The 20,730-nt window shown below is 61.7% G+C and carries 16 protein-coding genes; 6 read left to right on the forward strand and 10 right to left on the reverse strand.

The features are described from left to right. Positions 1 to 124: 124 nt before the first annotated feature. Positions 125 to 1,159, reverse strand: a complete 1,035-nt coding sequence (locus Q0908_RS10910) for a substrate-binding domain-containing protein (RefSeq protein WP_299283896.1) — start codon at positions 1,157 to 1,159, stop codon at positions 125 to 127. 175 nt (positions 1,160 to 1,334) lie between these two features. Between Q0908_RS10910 and Q0908_RS10915 the strand changes: the two genes are divergently transcribed. Continuing rightward, a complete protein-coding gene (locus tag Q0908_RS10915) occupies positions 1,335 to 2,537 on the forward strand; it encodes an ROK family transcriptional regulator (RefSeq protein WP_299283898.1) in 1,203 nt (400 codons plus the stop codon). Then, positions 2,530 to 4,023, forward strand: coding sequence for a CRTAC1 family protein (locus tag Q0908_RS10920; protein ID WP_299283900.1), 1,494 nt, complete (start codon positions 2,530 to 2,532; stop codon positions 4,021 to 4,023). Before Q0908_RS10915 ends, Q0908_RS10920 begins: the two co-directional genes overlap by 8 nt. Positions 4,024 to 4,030: 7 nt before the next feature. Here Q0908_RS10920 and Q0908_RS10925 read toward each other — a convergent pair whose 3' ends face one another. Genes Q0908_RS10925 through xylB form a run of 3 tightly spaced genes read right to left on the reverse strand, consistent with a single transcriptional unit; the run spans position 4,031 to position 8,068 of the window. Then, positions 4,031 to 5,335, reverse strand: coding sequence for a cytochrome c peroxidase (locus Q0908_RS10925; protein WP_299283902.1), 1,305 nt, complete (start codon positions 5,333 to 5,335; stop codon positions 4,031 to 4,033). Beyond that, a complete protein-coding gene (xylA, locus tag Q0908_RS10930; RefSeq protein WP_299283904.1) occupies positions 5,316 to 6,623 on the reverse strand; it encodes a xylose isomerase in 1,308 nt (435 codons plus the stop codon). Before xylA ends, Q0908_RS10925 begins: the two co-directional genes overlap by 20 nt. Further along, on the reverse strand, positions 6,620 to 8,068 hold the full coding sequence (xylB, locus tag Q0908_RS10935; RefSeq protein ID WP_299283906.1) for a xylulokinase: 1,449 nt from the start codon (positions 8,066 to 8,068) through the stop codon (positions 6,620 to 6,622). Before xylB ends, xylA begins: the two co-directional genes overlap by 4 nt. 189 nt (positions 8,069 to 8,257) lie before the next feature. Here xylB and rpe point away from each other — a divergent pair, with 189 nt between their 5' ends. Further along, complete coding sequence (rpe, locus tag Q0908_RS10940; RefSeq protein ID WP_299283908.1) at positions 8,258 to 8,947, forward strand: ribulose-phosphate 3-epimerase; 690 nt, start codon at positions 8,258 to 8,260, stop codon at positions 8,945 to 8,947. 5 nt (positions 8,948 to 8,952) lie between these two features. Here the strand turns inward: rpe and Q0908_RS10945 are convergent, their stop codons facing one another. The 6 genes from Q0908_RS10945 to Q0908_RS10970 form a co-directional block, all read right to left on the reverse strand. Continuing rightward, positions 8,953 to 10,443 carry a class I adenylate-forming enzyme family protein gene (locus Q0908_RS10945; RefSeq protein ID WP_299283910.1) on the reverse strand — a complete coding sequence of 497 codons (1,491 nt, stop codon included), beginning with the start codon at positions 10,441 to 10,443 and terminating at the stop codon, positions 8,953 to 8,955. Then, positions 10,440 to 10,859, reverse strand: a complete 420-nt coding sequence (locus Q0908_RS10950; RefSeq protein WP_299283912.1) for a PaaI family thioesterase — start codon at positions 10,857 to 10,859, stop codon at positions 10,440 to 10,442. The genes Q0908_RS10945 and Q0908_RS10950 overlap by 4 nt, the downstream gene beginning before the upstream one ends. Further along, complete coding sequence (locus Q0908_RS10955) at positions 10,840 to 11,910, reverse strand: acyl-CoA dehydrogenase family protein (protein ID WP_299283914.1); 1,071 nt, start codon at positions 11,908 to 11,910, stop codon at positions 10,840 to 10,842. Before Q0908_RS10955 ends, Q0908_RS10950 begins: the two co-directional genes overlap by 20 nt. Next, a complete protein-coding gene (locus Q0908_RS10960; protein WP_299283916.1) occupies positions 11,907 to 13,109 on the reverse strand; it encodes an acyl-CoA dehydrogenase family protein in 1,203 nt (400 codons plus the stop codon). Before Q0908_RS10960 ends, Q0908_RS10955 begins: the two co-directional genes overlap by 4 nt. 4 nt (positions 13,110 to 13,113) lie before the next feature. After that, the gene (locus Q0908_RS10965) at positions 13,114 to 15,207 is read right to left on the reverse strand and encodes a 3-hydroxyacyl-CoA dehydrogenase NAD-binding domain-containing protein (RefSeq protein ID WP_299283918.1); all 2,094 of its coding nucleotides are present in this window, start codon (positions 15,205 to 15,207) and stop codon (positions 13,114 to 13,116) included. Between the two features lie 154 nt (positions 15,208 to 15,361). Further along, positions 15,362 to 15,859 carry a class I SAM-dependent methyltransferase gene (locus Q0908_RS10970; RefSeq protein WP_299283920.1) on the reverse strand — a complete coding sequence of 166 codons (498 nt, stop codon included), beginning with the start codon at positions 15,857 to 15,859 and terminating at the stop codon, positions 15,362 to 15,364. A gap of 161 nt (positions 15,860 to 16,020) precedes the next feature. Between Q0908_RS10970 and Q0908_RS10975 the strand changes: the two genes are divergently transcribed. The 3 genes from Q0908_RS10975 to Q0908_RS10985 are packed head-to-tail and all read left to right on the forward strand — an operon-like array spanning position 16,021 to position 20,730. Beyond that, positions 16,021 to 17,790, forward strand: coding sequence for an ABC transporter ATP-binding protein (locus Q0908_RS10975; protein WP_299283921.1), 1,770 nt, complete (start codon positions 16,021 to 16,023; stop codon positions 17,788 to 17,790). 31 nt (positions 17,791 to 17,821) lie between these two features. Then, the gene (locus Q0908_RS10980; RefSeq protein WP_299284042.1) at positions 17,822 to 19,705 is read left to right on the forward strand and encodes an ABC transporter substrate-binding protein; all 1,884 of its coding nucleotides are present in this window, start codon (positions 17,822 to 17,824) and stop codon (positions 19,703 to 19,705) included. Continuing rightward, complete coding sequence (locus Q0908_RS10985; protein WP_299283923.1) at positions 19,702 to 20,730, forward strand: ABC transporter permease; 1,029 nt, start codon at positions 19,702 to 19,704, stop codon at positions 20,728 to 20,730. Before Q0908_RS10980 ends, Q0908_RS10985 begins: the two co-directional genes overlap by 4 nt.

Genomic DNA, 20,730 nt, shown 5'->3' on the forward strand with positions numbered 1-20,730 from the left:
GTCCCGGATAAAGGGCACCGTCACCACAAGAGAGATCTCGGGCGCGTGTGCACGGGGAATTGTAAGGAAATTCGAGAATTTGCACCGGCACACCCAAAGGAGCGCCGGCGCGGGGCATCAGCCCTTAGCTACAGCCATCAACACCGTCGAGGGCACCGGCACACACTTTGTCTTTCTCGATGTGGCCAGCGTCGATCACGGCGCTGATGTTGTCTTTGGTCACGGGTGTTGGCTCAAGGAAGATGGCGTTCATTTCAACACCGTTCGCGCCACCGGACCACTGCTCGGCACCTTCGACATCAGCCAATGCTGTGCCACCGGCCAGAGCGACAGCGATCTCAGCGGCTTTGCCACCCAGATCCAGCGCGTTTTTCCAGACCGACACGGTTTGCTCGCCGCGGGCGACACGGTTCAGCGCGGCGTGGTCGCCGTCCTGACCGCCAACGGGCACGGACAGACCCTGCGCCTGAAGGGCGGCAATTGCGCCGCCGGCCATGCCGTCGTTCTGGGACAGAACCGCGTCAACGTCGTTGTTGGCCGCTGTCAGGATCTGCTCCATGTTCTTCTGGGCGTTGTCTGGCTTCCAGCCATCCGAGAACGCTTCACCGACGATGTTGATTGTGCCAGCTTCGACTTTGTCGCCGATGACTTCCATCATGCCTTCCAGCAGGAAGCCCGCGTTTGGATCACCCTTGTCGCCTTTGATGATGGCATAGTTGCCTTCAGGCTGTGCGGCCATCACGGTTTCGGCGATGATGCGGCCGACGCCTTTGTTGTCAAAGGTCAGATAGAACGTGCGGTCGTCTTCGATCAGACGGTCATAGCCCACGACCGGGATGCCTTCGTTGTCGGCTTGGTCGATAGCGGGGCCGATTGCGTCTTTGTCCATCGCAAGGATGATCAGCGCGTCCGCACCTTGGGCGATCAGCGCCTCAACGTCGGTCAGCTGCTTGGCAGCCGAAGCTTGTGCGTCTGCGGAAATATAGGTCGCGCCCAACTCTTCGAGCTTGGCTTTGATGGCCGCTTCGTCTGTTTTCCAGCGCTCTTCCTGGAAGTTCGACCAGCTCACACCCACGGTGACGCCATGGCCATCGGCCAAGACGGGGCTTGTGAACATCGTGGCAGCCGCAAGGGCGCCGAGTATCGTGCGTCGTTTCATTAAGTGTCCTCCCAAAGACATGGCCCAGACATTCTTTTTCGACTGGGTTCCTCATTGTTAGCCAATTAAATTCGAAAAGCAAATTAAATTGGACAGCTTTGCAAAAAAGGGCCAGTATCCGCAACAAGGGAGTCGGGCCCAACTTGGCCTGCGGAGAGAAAAAGAGAGATATATCATGGCGTTCGGTCATCAAAAGGTCGAAAGCAGACGGCTGCTGCTGCGCGAAATCGCGCAACGTGGCCCCCTGCCCCGCATTGATCTGGCTGCCCGAACCGGCATCAGCAGGGCCACCGTGACGTCCGTTACGGGCGAGTTGCTGCGTGGCGGGCTGATCGAAGAGGTGCCGCGCGAATCACGCGCCGACGAGGCATCGCGGGGCCGGCCACGGGTCGACCTCAAGGTGGCTGGCGCGGCGCATCTGATTGCGGGTCTCAAGGTGTCGACCGCCGCCATCTCGCTGGTGCTGATGGATTTCGAAGGGGCCCATGTCGCCGATTTCGAACAACAGATCGCGCCCGGGCGTCATACGCCCGATGCCCTTGCCGAAGAAATCGCCACCGCACTGGAGGCTCTGACCGCTCAGGCCGGGTTGAGCCTTGGCGATGTCTCGGGTGTCGGCGTTGGCCTTGCGGGTGTGGTTGATGCCGATCACGGGCTGGTCTACTGGTCCCCCTCGCTGGATCAGCGCAATACGCCGTTCGGAACCGTATTGTCTGAACGGCTGGGGATCGATGTCTACCTCGACAACGACGCCAACCTGGTGGCGATGGCCGAACTGACCTTTGGTATCGGCAAGAACCATTCCGATTTCATCGTCATCACCATCGAAAGCGGCGTGGGGATGGGCATGGTCCTGGGCGGCCAGCTTTATCGTGGCACGCGCGGCTGCGGGGCCGAATTTGGCCACACCAAGGTGCATCTGGACGGCGCGTTGTGTCGCTGTGGGCAGCGCGGCTGCCTTGAGGCCTACGTGGCGGACTATGCCCTTGTGCGCGAGGCGGCCAGTGTGGGCGGTGTCAGCCTGACGATGCCGACCTCACAAGCGGTCAGCACAGTACTGCGCGCGGCCAAGGCGGGCGATCCGACCGCCCAGACTGTCATCGAACGCGCAGGCAAGATGTTTGCGATGGGTCTGGCCAATCTGGTCAACATCTTTGACCCCGAATTGTTGATCCTCGCGGGGGAGCAGATGCAATTTGACCACCTTTATGCGGACACGGTGATTGACGACATGCAAAAACTGATCGTCGAGATCGATAAACCCGCCCCTGCTGTTGTCGTCCACAAATGGGACAACCTGATGTGGGCCAAGGGTGCTGCGGCCTATGCGCTGGAATATGTGCAAGACACCGCCGTCGAGGAGTTGGCGGATGTTTAAGCCCGTCGCGCTATGCGCCGTTCTCGCGGGCCCGGCAGTCGCAGACGGGACCCCGCGCTTTGAACCTGTGACCGTCCCCAACCACGTCTATGATGGCGGGTGGGAGCATTTTGTGGGCGGTGGCCTTGCGGTGCTGGACTGTGATGGCGACGACCGGTTGGATCTTGTGGCCGCGGGCGGGTCGAACCCGGCGATGCTGCTGCACAATACGTCAAATGAAACCGTCGCATTCGAAGAGATGACCCCGGCTGCGCTGCGGATAACCGGGACCACCGGGGCCTATCCGCTGGATTTCGACGGTGATGGCACGCTTGATCTGGTCGTCTTGCGAGTCGGGCCAGACGTCATGTTGCGGGGCCTTGGGGGATGCGATTTCGAACCCGTCCCTTGGGCCTTCGACGATCGCTGGAGCACCGCATTCTCGGCGACATGGGAGGCCGGGCAGAGCGCGCCAACGCTCGCCTTCGGCCACTACGTCGACCGCGCCGACCCGGAGGGACCGTTTGAGGCCTGCGATATCAATACTCTGTGGCGACCCACTAAGAACGGATACGCTGCGACCCCGCTAGAGCCGGGTCATTGCGCGCTCTCGATGCTGTTCACCGACTGGGCCCGGACGGGCCGCGCCGATCTGCGCGTGTCCAACGACCGCCACTACTATGTGCGCGAGGGGCAGGAACAGTTGTGGGCGATGGAGGGCACACCCCGCCTCTATGACGAAACCGATGGCTGGGATCGCCACATGCTCTGGGGCATGGGCATTGCAACCCGTGATCTGGATCGGGACGGGCGTGACGAGGTGTTCTTGAGCTCGATGGGCGATCAGCGCCTGATGCGGCAAACGGACGATAGGCCCACCTATGTCGATGTGCCCTTCGGCGTCGGCAGCACGGCGCAGCGCCCCTATATCGGCGATGACGGGCGCCCCTCGACTGGCTGGCATATCGCGTTCGGCGACGTGAACATTGACGGGCGCGACGATGCGTTCATCGCCAAGGGCAACGTGCAGCAAATGCCCAGCAATGCGATGGAAGACCCCAACAACCTGTTGATCGCGCAAGAGAATGACAGCTTTGTCGAAGCCGGAGATACGGCAGGCGTCGCCTCCTTGCACCGTGGACGCGGCGCGGCGCTGGCGGATTTCAACGGCGATGGTCTGCTCGATCTTGCAGTCGTGAACCGGCGCGCGCCGCTTGAGGTCTGGCAGAACGTCACGCCGACCGAAGGCCACTGGCTAAGCGTGTCGCTGATCCAAAAGGGCGCCAATACGCAGGCCGTTGGGGCGTGGATCGAGGTGGATGACGGGACGTCCATTCAAGCGCGCGAGATCACGGTGGGTGGCGGCCATGCAGGCGGCATGTCAGGGCCGCAACATTTCGGGTTGGGCGACGTCGGGGCGGTGAAACTGCGGGTGCGCTGGCCGCATGACGGGTGGTCAGATTGGCAGGACGCAGATGCCGACCAGCACCTGCGTATCACCAGATAGCGGGCGCTTAGCGATCTATAAGCAACCCACTTGGCACACTGGCCGGAATGCCCAACGCCCCGCGCACGCTTTGCGGATCGGTCAGTGCGCCCATGAAAGCGATCAACTCCGCCACCTCCTCATCGCTCAACGCCTGTGGCGAGAGGCCGTTGGCCGCAGCGATGGCATCGATTTCAGCCGGGTCGCTCATCACGCGCAAATCATCGGCGTCGAAACCCGGCATGACCGCCTGTGACGGATCATAGCTGCGCAAGCTGGCCACCGGATCAAGATGGTGGCGAATGACCCCTTCGAGGGTCGCGTAGGCTCCGCTATGTCCATACGGAGCTGTCTGCACAACATTGCGCAGAGGTGGGGTGCGGAACGCGTAGGCGTCATTTGGGTCGCCCGTCACCCGCATCCGGCCTGTGTCCCGCGCATGGCTCTCAAACCGCGCCGCCTTGCCCGGCCCGATCTGGGGCATGGCGATGGCGTGAAAGTCGTGATCCGTCTGGAAGCGGCCTGAATGGCACGCAACGCAGTCCGCCTTGCCATAGAACAACTCCATTCCCCGCATTGCTGCGGGCTCCATTTCGGTGCCGTTGCGCAGGTAGAGGTCGAACGGACTTGCGACACCGCGCCATTCGAAATCGAGGAAGGCGGCCAGCGCATCAGAGATGTCCGTGAACCCAATTTCCGTTTGCCCAATGACTGCATCAAATCGCTGCCGGTATTCCGGGATCGCCGCGACCCGCTCGGACAGGATACTCCACGCCCCGCCTTGCCCCGTCAGCAGCCCTTGCCGGACGGCTTGAGCGACGTCGTTTTCAGCGTAATGCCCCGCCATCTCGTCCGGCGAAAGAACCGGGAACATGGATTGGGCGGAAAGGGCCGAAGCAAATCCCGTCTCCATCTCCGACCCCAATGGCGTGCGAATGCCCGAGGGTCGGTTCGCGTCCTCTTCCAATCGGCCATCGTGGAAAAAAACAGTGAATTCGCGCGCACCCAGATTGAACAAGGGCGGCGCATTGCGCGGGATGCGTTGTTCGGGGATGTTTTCGGTATCCGTGGCCCGGTCAGGCCCCAGACCGGTGCCACCATCCCCAAGCCCAAGCGACACACCATCCCCCGTTGCATGGTTGGGGTGGTGACATGTCGCGCAGCTCACCGTCTTCGACCCCGACAGGATGGGGTCATAAAACAGCAACTGGCCCAGCTCGATCAGAGCAGGATCGTGCGTTGGAAATGCCGGCTCGTAACGGGGGAGATCGCCCGCCAAGACAGGCGCAGCAATCAGCCCGAAAATCGCCGTCTTACACGAAACGTGAAACATAGTTTTCCAGGATTTCCTGACGCCCCGACTTGGGCTGTGGTTCGATTCCGTGGCCCAGCACACGTTCGGAAATGGTGCTCAGATCGCTCTTCAGCATCGCCTTGGCCTCTTTGCGGTCCCACCCGGCGTAGCGGGTGGCCAGCGCATCGCTCAGCCCCCCGTCCTCGATCATCGCCGCTGCCGCCTTGAGGCCCCGCGCACAGATGTCCATCGCACCGACATGGGCCGCAATCAGATCCTCCGCATCGAGGCTTTGGCGGCGCAGCTTTGCATCAAAGTTGGTGCCCCCCTGCCCCAGACCACCGGCTTGCAGGATATGGTAATAGCACAAGGCCACCTCGGGCACATTGTTGGGGAATTGGTCCGTGTCCCAGCCCGACTGATAGTCGTTGCGGTTCATGTCGATGGAGCCCAGCATCCCCTCGCTTGCCGCCACCGCGATCTCGTGTTCAAAGCTGTGGCCTGCGAGGATCGCGTGGCCCTGTTCGAGGTTCAGCTTCACCTCGTCCTCAAGCCCGTATTTGCGCAGGAAGCCGATGCAGGTGGCCGCATCATAGTCATACTGATGCTTGGACGGTTCCTGCGGTTTCGGTTCCACCAGGATCTGCCCCTTGAACCCGATCTTGTGCTTGTATTCGACCACCATGTTCAGGAACGCACCCATATGGTCCAACTCACGGCCCATGTCGGTGTTGAGCAGGCTCTCATACCCCTCGCGCCCGCCCCAGAGGACATAATTTTCACCGCCCAGCTTGTGGGTCGCATCCATGCAGGATTTCACGGTGGCAGCAGCATAGGCGAACACATCCGGGTCCGGGTTGGTCGAGGCCCCCGACATCCAGCGGCGGTGGCTGAACATGTTGGCCGTGCCCCACAACAGGCGCACCTTGGCGCTGTCCATCTTTTCGCCGAAATAGTCGGTCATCTCGTTCAGCCGGTCGATGCTTTCGCCCAACGTATCGCCTTCGGGGCGCACATCCGCGTCGTGCCAGCAAAAGAACGGCACGCCGAGCCGCTCGAACATCTCGAACGCCACATCCGCCTTCATCTTGGCGCGGCCCATGTCGTCCTGAGGGTGCCAGGGCCGGATAAAGGTCTGCCCGCCGAACGGATCGCCCCCTTCCCATGCGAAGGAATGCCAATAGGCCACCGCAAAGCGCAACTGGTCCTCCATCCGCTTGCCCATCACCTTTTCATCGGGATTGTAATGGCGAAAGGCCATGGGGTTCGTGCTGTCGGGCCCTTCGAAGGCGGCGGGCGGAACGGCGTCAAAAAATCCGGAGGTCATGGCATGGCTTTCAATTTTGGATAGGCAGTGGTGAACGCGTTGTAGGCGTCGTCATAGGCAGAGGTGAGGGTCGGGTCAGGCGCGATGATATCAGCAATCGGCGGTTTGGTCATGACGGTGGCCGGGTCATCACCCGTCACGCCGCACATGGCGATCCGCGCGGCACCAAGGGCGGCACCAAAGGCCCCGTCTTCGGGACGCTCCAGCGGGATATTGAGAGTGGTTGCCAGCATCTTGGTCCACAGATCGGACTTGGTGCCGCCCCCGATCGCAAGAGCCGTCTCAAGCGTGGCCCCCGTGCCTTTGAGCGCCTCGAAACTGTCGCGCAGTGCGAAACTGACGCCGGTCATGACCGCATGGGTCAGCGCAGTTGGGCCAGCCCCGATATCGAGGCCGGTAAAGCCACCTCTGATATCGGCGTCATTGTGCGGTGTTCGCTCACCGGACAGGTAGGGATAGAACTTCGCACTGCCCGGCGCGGTCAGGGTCGGCCCAAGCGCTTCGGTCAACGCGCCTTGGGTCTGCCCCGTGATGCGCGACAGCCAATTGAGGCTGTCGGTCGCGGCCAAAACAACCCCCATCTGATACCACCGCTTGGGCACAGCGTGGCAAAAGGTGTGAACGGCTGTCCCGGCATCGGGCGCATACCTGTCGCGCCCCGCCAAAACGACGCCCGATGTGCCCAAGGACACGAAACCGTCCCCTTGCCCAAGCGCACCCACACCACAGGCGGCCACTGCATTGTCGGCCCCACCCGCAACCACCTGACAATTGGCAGGCAAGCCAAGGTCGGCGCGCGCGGATTGCACTGCCCCAACCACGTCTGTCCCTTCGACCAGGTCAGGCATCTGATCGCCCCGCATACCACCAAGGGCCAACAGATCGTCCGACCACTTGCGTCCCGCGACATCCAGCCAGCCACTGCCCGCTGCATCCGACATCTCGGTCACATAGCGACCTGTCAGCCACCAGACCACGTAGTCCTTGGGCAACATGACCTTGTCGACTTTGGCAAACACATCGGGTTCATGGGTGGCCACCCACGCCAGTTTGGGGGCGGTGAAGCCGGGAAAGACGATATTGCCGCTGATCTTGCGGGCCAGCGGGTCCGCGTCCATCGCGGCAGCTTCGACGTGGCTGCGTGTATCATTCCACAGGATGCAGGGGCGCAAGACGGCCCCCGTCGCGTCAACCAGAACGGCGCCGTGCATGTGACCGGACAAGGCCACACCCCGCACCGCCGCAATGGCCTCAGGATGCGCGGCGCGCAACGCGGCCATTGCGGCCGTCATCCCGCCAATCCAATCGGCCGGGTCCTGCTCGCTCCATCCCGGCGCGGCATTGGTCACATCATAATGCGCATCCGCGCTGCCGATGGCCCGACCTTCATCATCCACCAGCAAAGCCTTCGCACCGGATGTGCCCAGATCAAATCCCAGGTACATGGCCGTCCTCCCTGATCCGCACAGTCGCGCGCTTTAATTCGATTGTCAAATTTAATGACGCGCGGTCGACGGATTGCATCGCACACGCGACACCTCTCTCCGCTTGACAGGCCCACCGCGACGGCCCCCTTTCAACATGGGCAACTCGGCGATATATCGCGGCTACGCACAAACAGGAGCAGACAGCCCGTGACCTTTGATCGTTCCATCAAAATTGCACCTTCCATTCTGGCGGCGGACTTTGCCAATTTCGGGGCTGAATGCGCCGCCGTCGAGGCGCAAGGTGCCGATTGGATCCACGTCGATGTGATGGACGGCCATTTCGTGCCCAACATCACCTTCGGGCCTGCGACCTGTGCCGCGATCCGCCCCCACATCAAGGGGGTGATGGATGTCCACCTGATGATTGCGCCCGTTGATCCCTATATCGAAGCCTTTGCGGACGCGGGTGCCGATGTCCTGACCGCCCATGTGGAGGCTGGCCCCCACATTCACCGCACGCTGCAAGCAATCAAGGGTGCAGGGATGAAGGCAGGTATTGCCTTGAACCCCGGCACGCCAGCAAACGCGGTGGCAGAGGTGATGGACATGGTCGATCTGATCTGCGTGATGACGGTAAACCCCGGCTTTGGTGGACAGAAATTCATCGACATGTCGGCCAAGATTGCCGAATTGCGCGCGATGATCGGGGATCGCCCTGTGCATATCGAGATTGATGGCGGCGTGGACCCGACCACCGCGCCTCTGGTGGCCAAGGCAGGTGCGGATGTGCTGGTCGCAGGCTCGGCCGTCTTTCGCGGCGGGTCCGTCAGCGACCCTGCCCCCTACGGCGAGAACATCCGCGCCATTCGAGAGGCCGCAAACGGGGTCTGGACCTGAGGCAATCACGCCAACTCGGCGGCAAACGTTTCGATCAGCTTGTGTTTCAGGACTTTTCCCGTCGGGGCCGCTGGCAGGCTCTGGGCCAGAACATAGCGCGCGGGGCGTTTGTATCCTGCCAGCCGGTCACGCACGAAGGCGCGCAGAATATCCGCGCTCAACCCGCTGTCTTTGGCGACCTGAACGAAGGCAAGGACTTCTTCATCCCCTTCGAACTGCCGCCCGACCACGGCGGCCTGCACCACGTCAGGGTGATCGTTCAGCGCGGCCTCCACCTCGGGCGGGTAGACGTTAAAGCCACCATGAATGATCAACTCCTTGGCGCGCCCCACGATGTGCAGATGCCCGCGCGCGTCAATCCGACCAAGATCGCCGGTGTGTAACCATCCTTGCGCATCGACGGTGCGGGCCGTTTCGGCCTCATTGCGGAAATATCCCAGCATCACATGCGGGCCACGGGTCAGAACCTCACCCACACCATCCGCCGCACTCGCCTGATCAATCGCGATCTCGATGTCTGGCAAGGCCGGGCCAACAGAGGTGTCAGGATCGCCGATCAGATTGCGCGTCGCAGCAGTGCCCGCGGTGCTTTCGGTCATCCCATATCCGTTCTGGATCGCAACGCCGTAGAACGCCTCCGCCTCCCGCTTCCAAGTGGGATCCAGCGGTGCCGCACCGGACGAGACATAGCGCAATGTAGCTGACCCCAGTACATCCAGACCATTCGCACGCGCATGGGCCATCAGCAACGCATGCATCTGCGGCACAGCCGAGAACAGGGTGATCCCGTCGCGCAACCCGTCATAGACCGCCCGCACATCAAATCGCGGCACAAGGCGCACTGGCGCACCTGCATGAATCGCCGCAACCACCACCGAGCATAGGCCAAACACATGGGTCGTCGGCAAAACCCCATAGATCAGGTCGGCCGGCGTCATCGCGCGCAGATTGGCCGATGTCTGCCCGCCAAAGCGCACATTGGCGTGGGTCAGCATCACGCCTTTGGGATCGCCCGTGGTGCCAGTGGTGTAGAGGATCACAGCAACGTCGCGGTCGATATCTGCCGGAGATACAGGCAGGCACAGCAGGTCAAGCGTTCCCCATGCTCCCTCTATTTCGGACGCATTCAGGCGGGCACTGTGCGCGACCGCATCCGAGGACACGGCGCTGGTCAGCAGCACGGCGCGCGGCGCGGCATGCGCGATGATCCGGTCCAGTTCATGTCCGGTCTGGCGGGCGTTCACCGGCACCGCCACCGCACCCATCAACCACGTTGCAAACAGGGCCGCCACTGCCGCCCCGCAGTTTTCCGAAACGATCAGCACGCGGTCGCCTGCCGTCACGCCCTTGTCGCTCAAGATGTCGGACAGGGCGTCAACGGCATGTTTCAGATCGGCGTAAGTCCATTTGGTCCCAAGGGAATCTTCAAGCGCAGGTGCTTCCGGTCGCGCCTCCACTTGCCCAAGCAGCAGATCGACGACCAAAGGGGCGCTCATTGCCCCTTCACCCGTTTGTAAACGCCCGTGGCTGTGGCCAGCACGCGACCTTCCTCATCCTGCAAATCCCCCTCGGCAAAGACGGTGGCCCGCCCACCGCCGGTAACAACACCCTTGGCCGTCACCCGACCTTGGGACGCGGGGGCGACAAAGTTCGTGGTCATCGACAGGGTGTGGACGCGGGTTTGCGTATCTCCCTCGAAACTCAAAGCGGCGGCATAGCCCATCGCGTTGTCGAGCATGCAGGCGATGATGCCGCCATGCAGACCACCGTGGCGATTGCCGTGTTGCGCCCCGATCTCAAGACGGCACAGCGCAACCCCGTCCCCGGTCGTCAGATCGACGACATAGCCAAGCAGCGTCTGCGCGCCGGTTTCGTCGCGAATGATGCCAGGCTCAGGCGGCGGAGAGGGCAATGAACCGCTCCAGATGGTAGTCCGTATCGCCAAAGCGGTGATCAGCCATGACGATCCGCTTGGCGATATGGGCCAGCTCGTATTCCTGGGTCATGGCGATGCCACCGTGCATCTGGATCGACTCCTCGGCCACCAGCCGTCCGATCCTTCCGATCAGGTTCTTGGTGGCGGACAGGTGCAGGTCCGCATCTGATGCCTCAAGATAGCCAGCCGCGTTGATCACCGCGCTGCGGGCTTGTTCCAATTCAATCAACAGGTCAGCCATCCGGTGAGCAAGCGTCTGAAACGTGCCGATGGGCCGCCCAAATTGGGTCCGCGTCATCAGGTAGTCCTTGGTCAGATGGGTCGCGGATTCCATCGCCCCAAGCGCCTCGGCACTGATCGCAACGAGCGCCAGACTGGTCGCGGCTTGCAGGTCGGTTAGCGACAGGTTCAACGGCTCGCAAGGGGTTTTGTCGAGCGTCACCTCACCTGCACGCCCACCGGCCAGCAAGGGGTAGCCTTGGATATCAAGGCCCTTGGCATCCTTCGCGACAAGGTAAAGCGCAATTGCATCGCCATCCCGCGCTGAGACGATCAGGTGATCCGCCGCTTCGGCGTTCATCACCACCGCTTTGCGCCCGATCAATACGCCACCATCCGCTTTCGTATGCACATGATCCATATCGTAACGTCCGCCGGGTTCACCGTGCGCGACAGCGAGATGCAGCGACCCCGCGATAACCTCTTCCACCATGTCGGACTTGCCCGCCGACGCCAGCAATCGCCCGCCCATCAGCGCGCTATCGAGCACGGGTTCCACGACGCCCGCACGCCCCAGTTCTTCGAACACCACGGCAAGATCAAAACCCGCACCGCCAAAGCCGCCCATCTCTTCGGTAAAGAGCGCGCCAAGAACGCCAAGTTCCGCCAATTCGGACCAAATGTCAGCGGACAGCCCAGCATCCGATGTCAGTATGTCGTTGCGCACCGCGGTTGTGTATTTCTCACGCAGATAGCGGCGCAAAGTGTCCTGCAACATCTGCCGCTCTTCGGTCAGTTCAAAGTTCATGCCCGGCCTCCGCTCATGGTGACCTTGGCGATGATGCCCCGCTGAATTTCGTTGGAACCGCCAAAGATCGAGAGTTTGCGGTTGTTGAAATACTGCGCCGCAACAGGCCCCGCGCCAAGCGGGTCGGGGATTGTGTCATTGGCGCCCTCCAGCGCTTCGGAAGCGAAGGGCATCGCATAAGGGCCCGCCACACGACGCGCCAAGTCATTGATCTCCTGACGGATAATCGACCCCTTCACCTTGAGCATGGACGCCTCAAGCCCAGGCGCACCACCCGCAGCCGCCTTTGAAATGATCCGCAGGTTCGAAGTCGCCATTGCGCGAAGATCAATATCCACCTGCGCCACACGGGCCGCAAAATGCGGGTTTTCGATCAGCGGCCTGCCGTTGTGATTCTCAGCGCGCGCCATCCGTTTGACAGCTGCCAAGCCAGCCTGCGAAAAGCCGACGCCCGCGATATTCGCACGCTCATGGGTCAGCAGGTACTTGGCATAGGTCCAGCCTTCATTCTCATCACCCACGAGATTTTCAACCGGCACCCGGACGTCCGTGAACCAGACCTCGTTCACCTCGTCACTGCCATCGAGCAAGATGATCGGCCGCACCTCGACGCCCGGCGTGTTCATGTCGATCAACAGAAAGGAAATACCTTCCTGTTGCTTTGCATCCGGGTCCGTACGGACAAGGCAGAAAATCATGTTTGCGTGCTGGCCAAGGGTCGTCCACGTCTTTTGCCCATTGACCACATAGTGATCGCCATCACGCACCGCGCGGGTCTTGAGCGAGGCGAGATCAGACCCGGCACCCGGCTCGGAATAGCCCTGGCACCACCAGTCCGACCCATCCAGAATGCGGGGCAACCAATGGTCCTGCTGCTCTTTCGATCCAAATTTCTGCAACACAGGCCCAAGCATTGACAGCCCGAAAGGCACGATCCGCGGGGCATTTGCGGCAGCTGCTTCGGTGTCAAAGATGTGACGCTGCACCGCGTTCCACTCCGCACCGCCAAAGGATTTGGGCCAGTTCGGGGCCAGCCATCCGCGCGCATTGAGGATGGCATGCCAGCGTTCCATGTCGTCCTTGCCCAACTCGATGCCCTTGGCCACCTTGTCCGCCATCTCCGAGGGCAGCTCATCACGCAGGAACTCCCGCACCTCGTTTTGGAAGGCCAGTTCGTCGTCGGTAAAGCTCATATCCATCGTGTCAGCCCTTTTTGTTCAGGTCATCAAAGGTGCGGTTTTCGGCCACCAATTGTTCAAGCAGGGGGGCCGCGGTCCAAAAATACGGGTCCGTTTGGGCATAGGATTTTATGTCATCGAGCAAACCGGCCAGCCCCTGCATATCCGCCCATTTCAACGGTCCGCCGCGATAGCGCGGAAAGCCATAACCAAAGATCAGCGTCATATCGACGTCAAGCGGTCGGCGCGCGATGCCTTCGCCCACGACCTTGGCCGCTTCGTTCACCATTGCCGCCATGTAGCGACGCACGATTTCGTCCTCGGTAAACGTGCGCGGGGTGATCCCTTGGGCCTTCCGCTCGGCCTCGATCAGCAGCACCACATCCGGGTTCGGCACGCGCGCCTTAGCCCCCGCCGCGTAGTCATAGTAGCCTTTGCCGGTCTTTTGGCCAAAATGGCCCGCCTCGCACAGCTTGTCCGCGTAAGCCGCATCTCGGGCGCGCGGATCAAGCCCCTCGGCCCGTTTGCGCTTACGCACGGCCCAACCGATATCGAGCCCGGCAAGATCCGCTACCGCGAAAGGGCCCATCGCAAACCCAAACTTTTCTAACGCCGCATCGATGTCGTAAGGGGATGCGCCATCAAGGATCATGTGATCGGCAGCCGTGCGGTAGGTCGACAAGATGCGGTTGCCAATAAATCCATCACAGACCCCGGCGCGCACAGACGTCTTGCCCAGCATCTTGCCAAGAGCAAAGCCTGTCGCGGCCACGGCGGGGGCGGTTTTGTCCGACACAACAACCTCAAGCAGCTTCATCACATGCGCGGGGGAGAAGAAGTGCAGCCCCAGAACATCGGCAGGACGCGACGTCGTTGCTGCGATCTCGTCAATGTCCAGATACGACGTGTTGGACGACAAAATAGCGCCCGGTTTGCAGACCCGGTCGAGTTCGCCAAAGACCTGCTTTTTGACACCCATATCCTCAAAAACGGCCTCGATCACCAGATCTGCGTCTTTGAGTGCCTCGTAGTTTGTGACGACATTCAGCGTCTGGGTGAGTATTGCCTCATGCTGCGCGGCACTGATCTTGCCCCGCTTCAACGCACCCGAAAGGTTGCGTTCGATCCGCTCGCGCGCGGCTTGCCCGGCCTCGGCGCTCATCTCGAGCAATGTCACCGACAGACCCGCAAGCAAAGCCGCCGTCGCGATGCCTGCGCCCATCGTGCCACCGCCGATCACACCGATCTGCTGCAAGGCGCGTGGCGCGACCCCTTTCAACTCAGGCAGGTTCGCCACAGCGCGTTCCGAGAAAAACGCGTGGATCATCCCCTCGCGCTGATCGGTCTGCATCAGGTCGTAAAATATCTGACGCTCGGCCTTGAGGCCCTCGGCAAAGGGTTTCTCGACCGACGCCTGAACCGCGCGCACGCACCATGCGGGTGAAATCTGGCCCTTGCTGCGGGCCAAGGTAGCCTCAAAGGCTGCATCCCAGTCAATCGGCGCAGGGGCGGGCATCCCGCTCACCGGGCGGCGGGGCGCGTCCTTGGCCAGCAATTTCTGCGCATACGCCAAACCGTTCTCAGCCGGATCGCCTTCTTGCAGCACGTCGATGATGCCCAACTTATGCGCCTCTTTCGCGCCCACGTGACGGCCCGTCGTCATCACCTCTAGCGCGGGTTCCACACCGCTCACACGGGGCAAACGCTGCGTTCCCCCGGCACCGGGCAACAGCCCCAGATGCACTTCGGGCAAGCCGACGCGGGCGGAGGGCACAGCGATGCGGTAGTGACAGCCCAAGGCAACCTCCAGCCCACCGCCCAGGGACACGCCGTGCATGGAGGCCACGACCAAGAGCGGCGACGCCTCAATCCGGTTGATCAGGTCAGGCAGATGCGGCTGCAACGGTGGCTTGCCGAATTCGGTGATGTCGGCACCCGCGAAAAACGCGCGGCCCTCTCCGACAATCAGCACTGCGCGCACGCCGGTATCAGCCTCGGCGCGGTCCATCATATCCCATAACCCTTGGCGCACCGCTTGACTCAGCGCGTTCACGGGCGGGTTCTGAACGGTTAAAACGGCGACGTCATCGTGACGGGCATAGGCAATCTTGTCGCTCATCGAAAACCTCCACTGATGCTGGCCACCGGGCAGGACAAATCCCGCACGCGGCCGGAACCTTCAGCGTAAGGGGCGCATCAAAAAGGGCAAGCCCTTCCCCGAAAGGACGCGACGTCCCGCTTCTTCCGTCCATCGATGTGCGCGCTTCAGTCCGTCATGCATCGCGACGGTAGATAAAGCATCGCCCTTCGACCGCGGCTGCGGGCAAGGGTTGCTCGACAAGCCTATCGAAATACATCCGGTCCGAGGACACCATCAGGCCGCCAACGGCCAGCAACGGCTCGACCAACGGCGAGATATTGCGCGCAAAGATGTCGTTTTTAGCCCGGTTGTGACCGCCAAGGTCCGCGTGGATCAACACAGCCGTCGCGCCGAAACGTGTCAACGCGGCGGGCAGCGTGTCATAGACATCGCCCAGCAACACCATATCATCGGGCGGAGTGCTGTCGGGATGGGACGCCACCGCGCGCTCAAAAACGAACACGTCGCGGTCGGGCAGAATATGGCGGATGTGGTGATAGGTGCGCCCGTTGCCCAACCCCAACTCAAAGACGGGGCCGGGCAGGGCTGCAATCGCATCGGCCGCATGATCAAGACAGGCGCGCTGAGACACCATACGGTCCACAAACAGATCAAGGCGGCTTTGGGGCATCACGGTATTCCTTTGTGTTTCCCATTAGATGGGTCAGAATTTCGCAAATGCCCAGCACGAATCCGCGAGCAGCGCGTGTATGGACCTATGCGCGGAAATCGGGTTCACTGAAATCCGGCATGCCACGGTGAAACGAAGGCTGAAACAACTAAGGACGGCACATGGCCCCCCTTCTTGACGTCAGAGACCTCTCTATCGGCTTTGGATCGGCACCGCCGGTCGTGGCTGGCGTCAATTTTTCCGTCAATGCGGGCGAAACACTGGCCATCGTGGGCGAAAGCGGATCGGGCAAGACGCTGTCGTGCCGTGCGGTGCTGCGTATTCTGCCCGGTGCCGCCCAATTGCGTCGCGGTGCCATCGAGTTCGGGACCGGGTCGGCGCGTACCGATCTGCTCAAACTGCCCTCGCGCGAGATCCGCGACATTCGCGGCGACCGCATTTCGATGATCTTTCAGGAACCTATGCGCTCCCTCTCGCCCTTGCACCGCATCGGCAATCAGGTGGCCGAGGTGTTGACCCTGCACCGCGACATGACGTCCGCCGAGGCCAAGAAAGACGTACTGGCCACCTTCGAACGCGTGGGATTTGCCGATCCCGAGCGCGCCTTTCGCGCCTATCCGTTCGAGATGTCCGGGGGTATGCGCCAGCGCGCGATGATCGCCATGGCGATGGTCGCCAAACCCGACCTGCTGATCGCGGACGAACCCACGACCGCGCTGGATGTCACGACCCAAGCCCAGGTGTTGGGTCTGATGAAGGATTTGCAACGCGACACCGGCATGGCGATGATCCTTGTGACCCACGACCTTGGCGTCGTCGCCAACATGGCCGACAGCGTTGTAGTAATGAGCAAGGGGCACGTCATGGAAAGCGGCCCGGCCCCTGCGGTGCTGGGTAATCCGGGTCATGGCTATACAAAAAAGCTGTTCGCCGCCGCGCCCATGATCCCCAAGGATGCAACCCCCGTCCCGCCGGTGGAAAAAGACGACCTTATTCTCGAGCTTGAGAACGTGTCGAAAACCTACACGGTTCGCGCCGGAGGCTGGCGGGCCAAGAAACAGGTCTTTGCCTGCCGCGACGTGTCCCTGAAATTGCCACGCGGCAAAACGCTGGCCGTGGTCGGCGAAAGCGGGTCGGGCAAGACGACATGCGCGCGCATCGCCTTGGGTGCCGAAATCCCGGACGAAGGGTCGCGCGTGCTGTTCCGCGCCAAGACGAACTCCGAAACGGTCTGCATCAACGATCTCAGCCGATCCGAAAAGATCGCCTTTCAGCGCCAGGCGCAGATGGTGTTTCAGGACCCTTATTCGTCCCTGTCGCCGCGCATGCGGGTGCAGGAGGCGCTGACCGAGCCGATGGAAATTCACCGCATCGGTGACAAGACGGCCCGCCGTGACAAGGCGGCGGAGATGCTCCGGTGGGTCGGGCTAAACCCCGATATGCTCAAACGCTACCCGCATGCCTTTTCCGGTGGGCAACGCCAGCGCCTGTCCATTGCACGCGCGCTGACCCTTGATCCGGTGCTGCTGGTCTGTGACGAGCCGACCTCGGCGCTGGATGTGTCGGTGCAGGAACAGATCCTGAGCCTGCTGGAACGCATCCGCGATGGCATGGGTCTGAGTTACCTGTTCATCAGCCATGATCTGGCCGTCGTGGCCCGCATTGCGGATGAGGTAGCAGTGATGCGACAGGGGGTCGTGGTCGAACAGGCCCCGCCCTCGACCCTATTCTACAATCCGCGCCACCCATATACCAAAGCCCTGATCGCGGCCCAACCCGAACCGGATGTGAGCCGCCCGATTGATTTGGCCCAGGTGGCACATGGGGCGGGATCCTCTGCATCCTGGCCCGAGCAATTTCGCTTTGAAGGGCGCGATGCCCCCGACCTCATCCAAGTTGAACCCGGACACAAGGTGCGTTGCCATGCTTGACCGACTGACACCCCTGTTGATCGCGGGGCTGATGGCTCTGCCCGCCTTTGCCCAGCCTGTCGTGCAGGAAAGCGATTTCTGGGCTGCCGAAGTCTCGAAAGGTCAGATGGATCCCGCCCCCGACCGTATCCCCGACACCCCGCTGGTCGTCGATCTTGAGGCCAAGGGGCGCGAATTCGGCAAGCAGGGCGGCACGCTGCGCACCATGGTCACCCGCTCCAAGGACGTTCGCCAAATGGTCGTTTACGGCTATGCGCGGTTGGTGGGCTATAACGAAAAGTACGAGCTGCGCGCTGACATCCTGCGCGACTATGACGAGGTGGACGGGCGCATCTTTACCCTGCACCTGCGTCCCGGTCATCGCTGGTCGGACGGCGCGCCCTTCACCTCGGAAGACTTTCGCTACTGGTGGGAAAACGTCGCCCTCAACGAAGAGTTAAGCCCCAATGGCGCACCCGATGTGATGCGCGTGGGGAACGACGTGGGCACCATGACCTTCCCTGATGAGCACACCGTTGTGGTCGAGTTCCCCCGCGCCAATCCGATGTTCCTGCAATCGCTGGCCCAAGCCAGCCCGCCCTTCATCTATCGCCCCTCGCACTACCTCAAACAGTTCCACGTCGACTACAACACAATGGAACAGATGGAGGAGATGATCGACGCCAAGCGGGTGCGCAGCTGGGCCCCGCTGCACAACAAACTCGACAACATGTACAAGTTCGACAATCACGAATTGCCCACCTTGCAGCCGTGGATGCCGGCCAGCACCGGTGGGAATTCGCGTCAGTTGTTCGTGCGTAATCCCTATTTCCACCGGATCGACGCGCAAGGCGTGCATCTGCCCTATATCGATGTGGTCGAGATGGGGATTGTCGGCTCGGGCCTTGTCGCGGCCAAATCGAACGCGGGCGAAAGCGACCTGCAGGCCCGTGGCCTCGATTTCCGTGACGTGTCGATCCTGAAAAAGGGCGAGACGGATGGCGCGCCCTACCGCACCTATCTGTGGGCCAACAGTGCTGCGAGCCAGATCGCGATCTATCCCAACCTCAACTTTGCCGATCCGGTCTGGCGGCAGGTCATCCGCGATGCCCGCTTCCGGCGCGCCCTGTCCATGGGCATTGACCGGCGCATGATCAACCGCGCGCTTTATTTTGGTCTTGGCAAGGAAGGGAATATGACCGCCCTTGCCGCAAGCCCGTTCTTTGAATCCGAGAACCTGACCAAATGGGCGCTGTATGATCCCGACACGGCCAACCTGATGTTGGACGAGATGGGGCTTGCCGAACGTGACGCCGCTGGCATCCGCAAGCTGCCCGACGGGCGCCCCATGGAGTTCGTCATCGAAACCGCCGGGGAACGGCAGGAGGTCGAGAACGCGCTTGCCATCATCACCGACACATGGCGCGATCTGGGCATCAAGCTCATCATGCGCCCACTTGATCGCGACATCCTGCGCAACAGGGTCTTTTCCGGCGTGACCATGGCCGCCGTCTGGTACGGCTGGGACAATGGCATCCCGCAGCCCTACACGCCGCCCACATATCTTGCGCCCACCGATCAGGTGTTCTTTGCCTGGCCGAAATGGGGGCAATATTACCAGACCCATGGCGCTGCGGGCGAACCGGTGGACATGCCCGAGGCCGAGCGGCTGATGGAACTTGCCGCCCTGTGGGAGCGGCAGCCCGATCCCTACGACCGCACGCGCATATGGCGCGAAATGCTCGCCATCCATGCCGATCAGCAATACGGCATCGGCATCCTGTCCGAAGCCCCTCAGCCCGTTGTCGTGTCTGACCGGCTGCGCAATGTGCCCGAGTTCGGCAAATGGGCATGGGATCCCGGCGCACATTTCGGCATCCACCGCGTTGACGAGTTTTTCTTTGCCGACGAAGAGTTGGCGCAGGTGTCCAAATGATGTTCATCCGCTATGCGGTGTGGCGGCTGCTGACGATGCTGCTGACGCTGGCAGTGGTGTCGGTGCTGGTCTTTGTGATCATCAACCTGCCCCCGGGTGACTATCTGTCCAACCAGATTGCCGAGCTGCGCGCCACCGGGCAGGCAGAAGGCGTCGCCAAGGCGGAATTCCTGCGCAAGGAATACGCGCTCGACCGGCCGCTCTGGCAGCAATACCTGATCTGGGTGGGTGCCATTCCCGGCCCGCAGGGCTTTTCCGGACTGATCCAGGGCGATTTCGGCTGGTCTTTTGAGTTTGACGCGCCGGTTGCGGACATTGTAGGCGACGCACTTTGGCTCACCGTTCTGGTGAACCTCGCTGCGGTCCTGTTCGTTTACCTCGTGGCCTTGCCCCTGGGCGTGCTGGCCGCTTGGAAATCGGCCACGTGGGTCGATTACACCACAGCTTTCGTGGGCTATCTGGGGCTCGCGACACCGAACTTTCTGCTCGCGCTGATCCTGTTCTATTACGGGCACAAATATCTCGGCCTGCCCATCGGGGGCCTGATGGCACCTGAATTCGAGGGCGAGCCGATGTCGCTGGCCAAGGTCCAATCCATCCTGATCCACCTGATCGTGCCGACCTTCGTGATCGGCACCTCGGGGGCGGCGGGGATGATGCAGCGGCTGCGAGCCAACATGCTCGACGAACTCAGTAAACCGTATGTCGAAACCGGCAAGGCCAAGGGGCTGTCGTCGACCCGGTTGCTGACGAAATATCCGCTGCGCATGGCCTTCAACCCCTTCGTGGCTGATATCGGCAACCTGCTGCCTGCGATGGTGTCGGGGTCGGTTCTGGTGTCGGTCGTGCTGGGCCTTCAAACAATCGGGCCAGCGCTGTTGACGGCGCTCAAGTCGCAGGATCAGTTTCTGGCGGGCTTCGTGCTGATGTTCGTCGCCCTGCTGACCCTGATCGGCACAATGATTTCAGATTTGCTGCTGGTGCTGCTTGATCCGCGCATCCGCTACGGCGCGCGGGAAGGATAG

The organism is uncultured Tateyamaria sp. (assembly GCF_947494755.1).
GTDB lineage: Bacteria > Pseudomonadota > Alphaproteobacteria > Rhodobacterales > Rhodobacteraceae > Tateyamaria.

Coding starts and splice junctions, on each gene's coding strand:
- Q0908_RS10910 (WP_299283896.1), bottom strand. CDS start 1,159: ATGAAACGACGCACGATACTCGGCGCCCTTGCGGCTGCCACGATGTTC.
- Q0908_RS10915 (WP_299283898.1), top strand. CDS start 1,335: ATGGCGTTCGGTCATCAAAAGGTCGAAAGCAGACGGCTGCTGCTGCGC.
- Q0908_RS10920 (WP_299283900.1), top strand. CDS start 2,530: ATGTTTAAGCCCGTCGCGCTATGCGCCGTTCTCGCGGGCCCGGCAGTC.
- Q0908_RS10925 (WP_299283902.1), bottom strand. CDS start 5,335: ATGTTTCACGTTTCGTGTAAGACGGCGATTTTCGGGCTGATTGCTGCG.
- xylA (WP_299283904.1), bottom strand. CDS start 6,623: ATGACCTCCGGATTTTTTGACGCCGTTCCGCCCGCCGCCTTCGAAGGG.
- xylB (WP_299283906.1), bottom strand. CDS start 8,068: ATGTACCTGGGATTTGATCTGGGCACATCCGGTGCGAAGGCTTTGCTG.
- Q0908_RS10945 (WP_299283910.1), bottom strand. CDS start 10,443: ATGAGCGCCCCTTTGGTCGTCGATCTGCTGCTTGGGCAAGTGGAGGCG.
- Q0908_RS10955 (WP_299283914.1), bottom strand. CDS start 11,910: ATGAACTTTGAACTGACCGAAGAGCGGCAGATGTTGCAGGACACTTTG.
- Q0908_RS10960 (WP_299283916.1), bottom strand. CDS start 13,109: ATGGATATGAGCTTTACCGACGACGAACTGGCCTTCCAAAACGAGGTG.
- Q0908_RS10965 (WP_299283918.1), bottom strand. CDS start 15,207: ATGAGCGACAAGATTGCCTATGCCCGTCACGATGACGTCGCCGTTTTA.
- Q0908_RS10970 (WP_299283920.1), bottom strand. CDS start 15,859: ATGCCCCAAAGCCGCCTTGATCTGTTTGTGGACCGTATGGTGTCTCAG.
- Q0908_RS10975 (WP_299283921.1), top strand. CDS start 16,021: ATGGCCCCCCTTCTTGACGTCAGAGACCTCTCTATCGGCTTTGGATCG.
- Q0908_RS10980 (WP_299284042.1), top strand. CDS start 17,822: ATGGCTCTGCCCGCCTTTGCCCAGCCTGTCGTGCAGGAAAGCGATTTC.
- Q0908_RS10985 (WP_299283923.1), top strand. CDS start 19,702: ATGATGTTCATCCGCTATGCGGTGTGGCGGCTGCTGACGATGCTGCTG.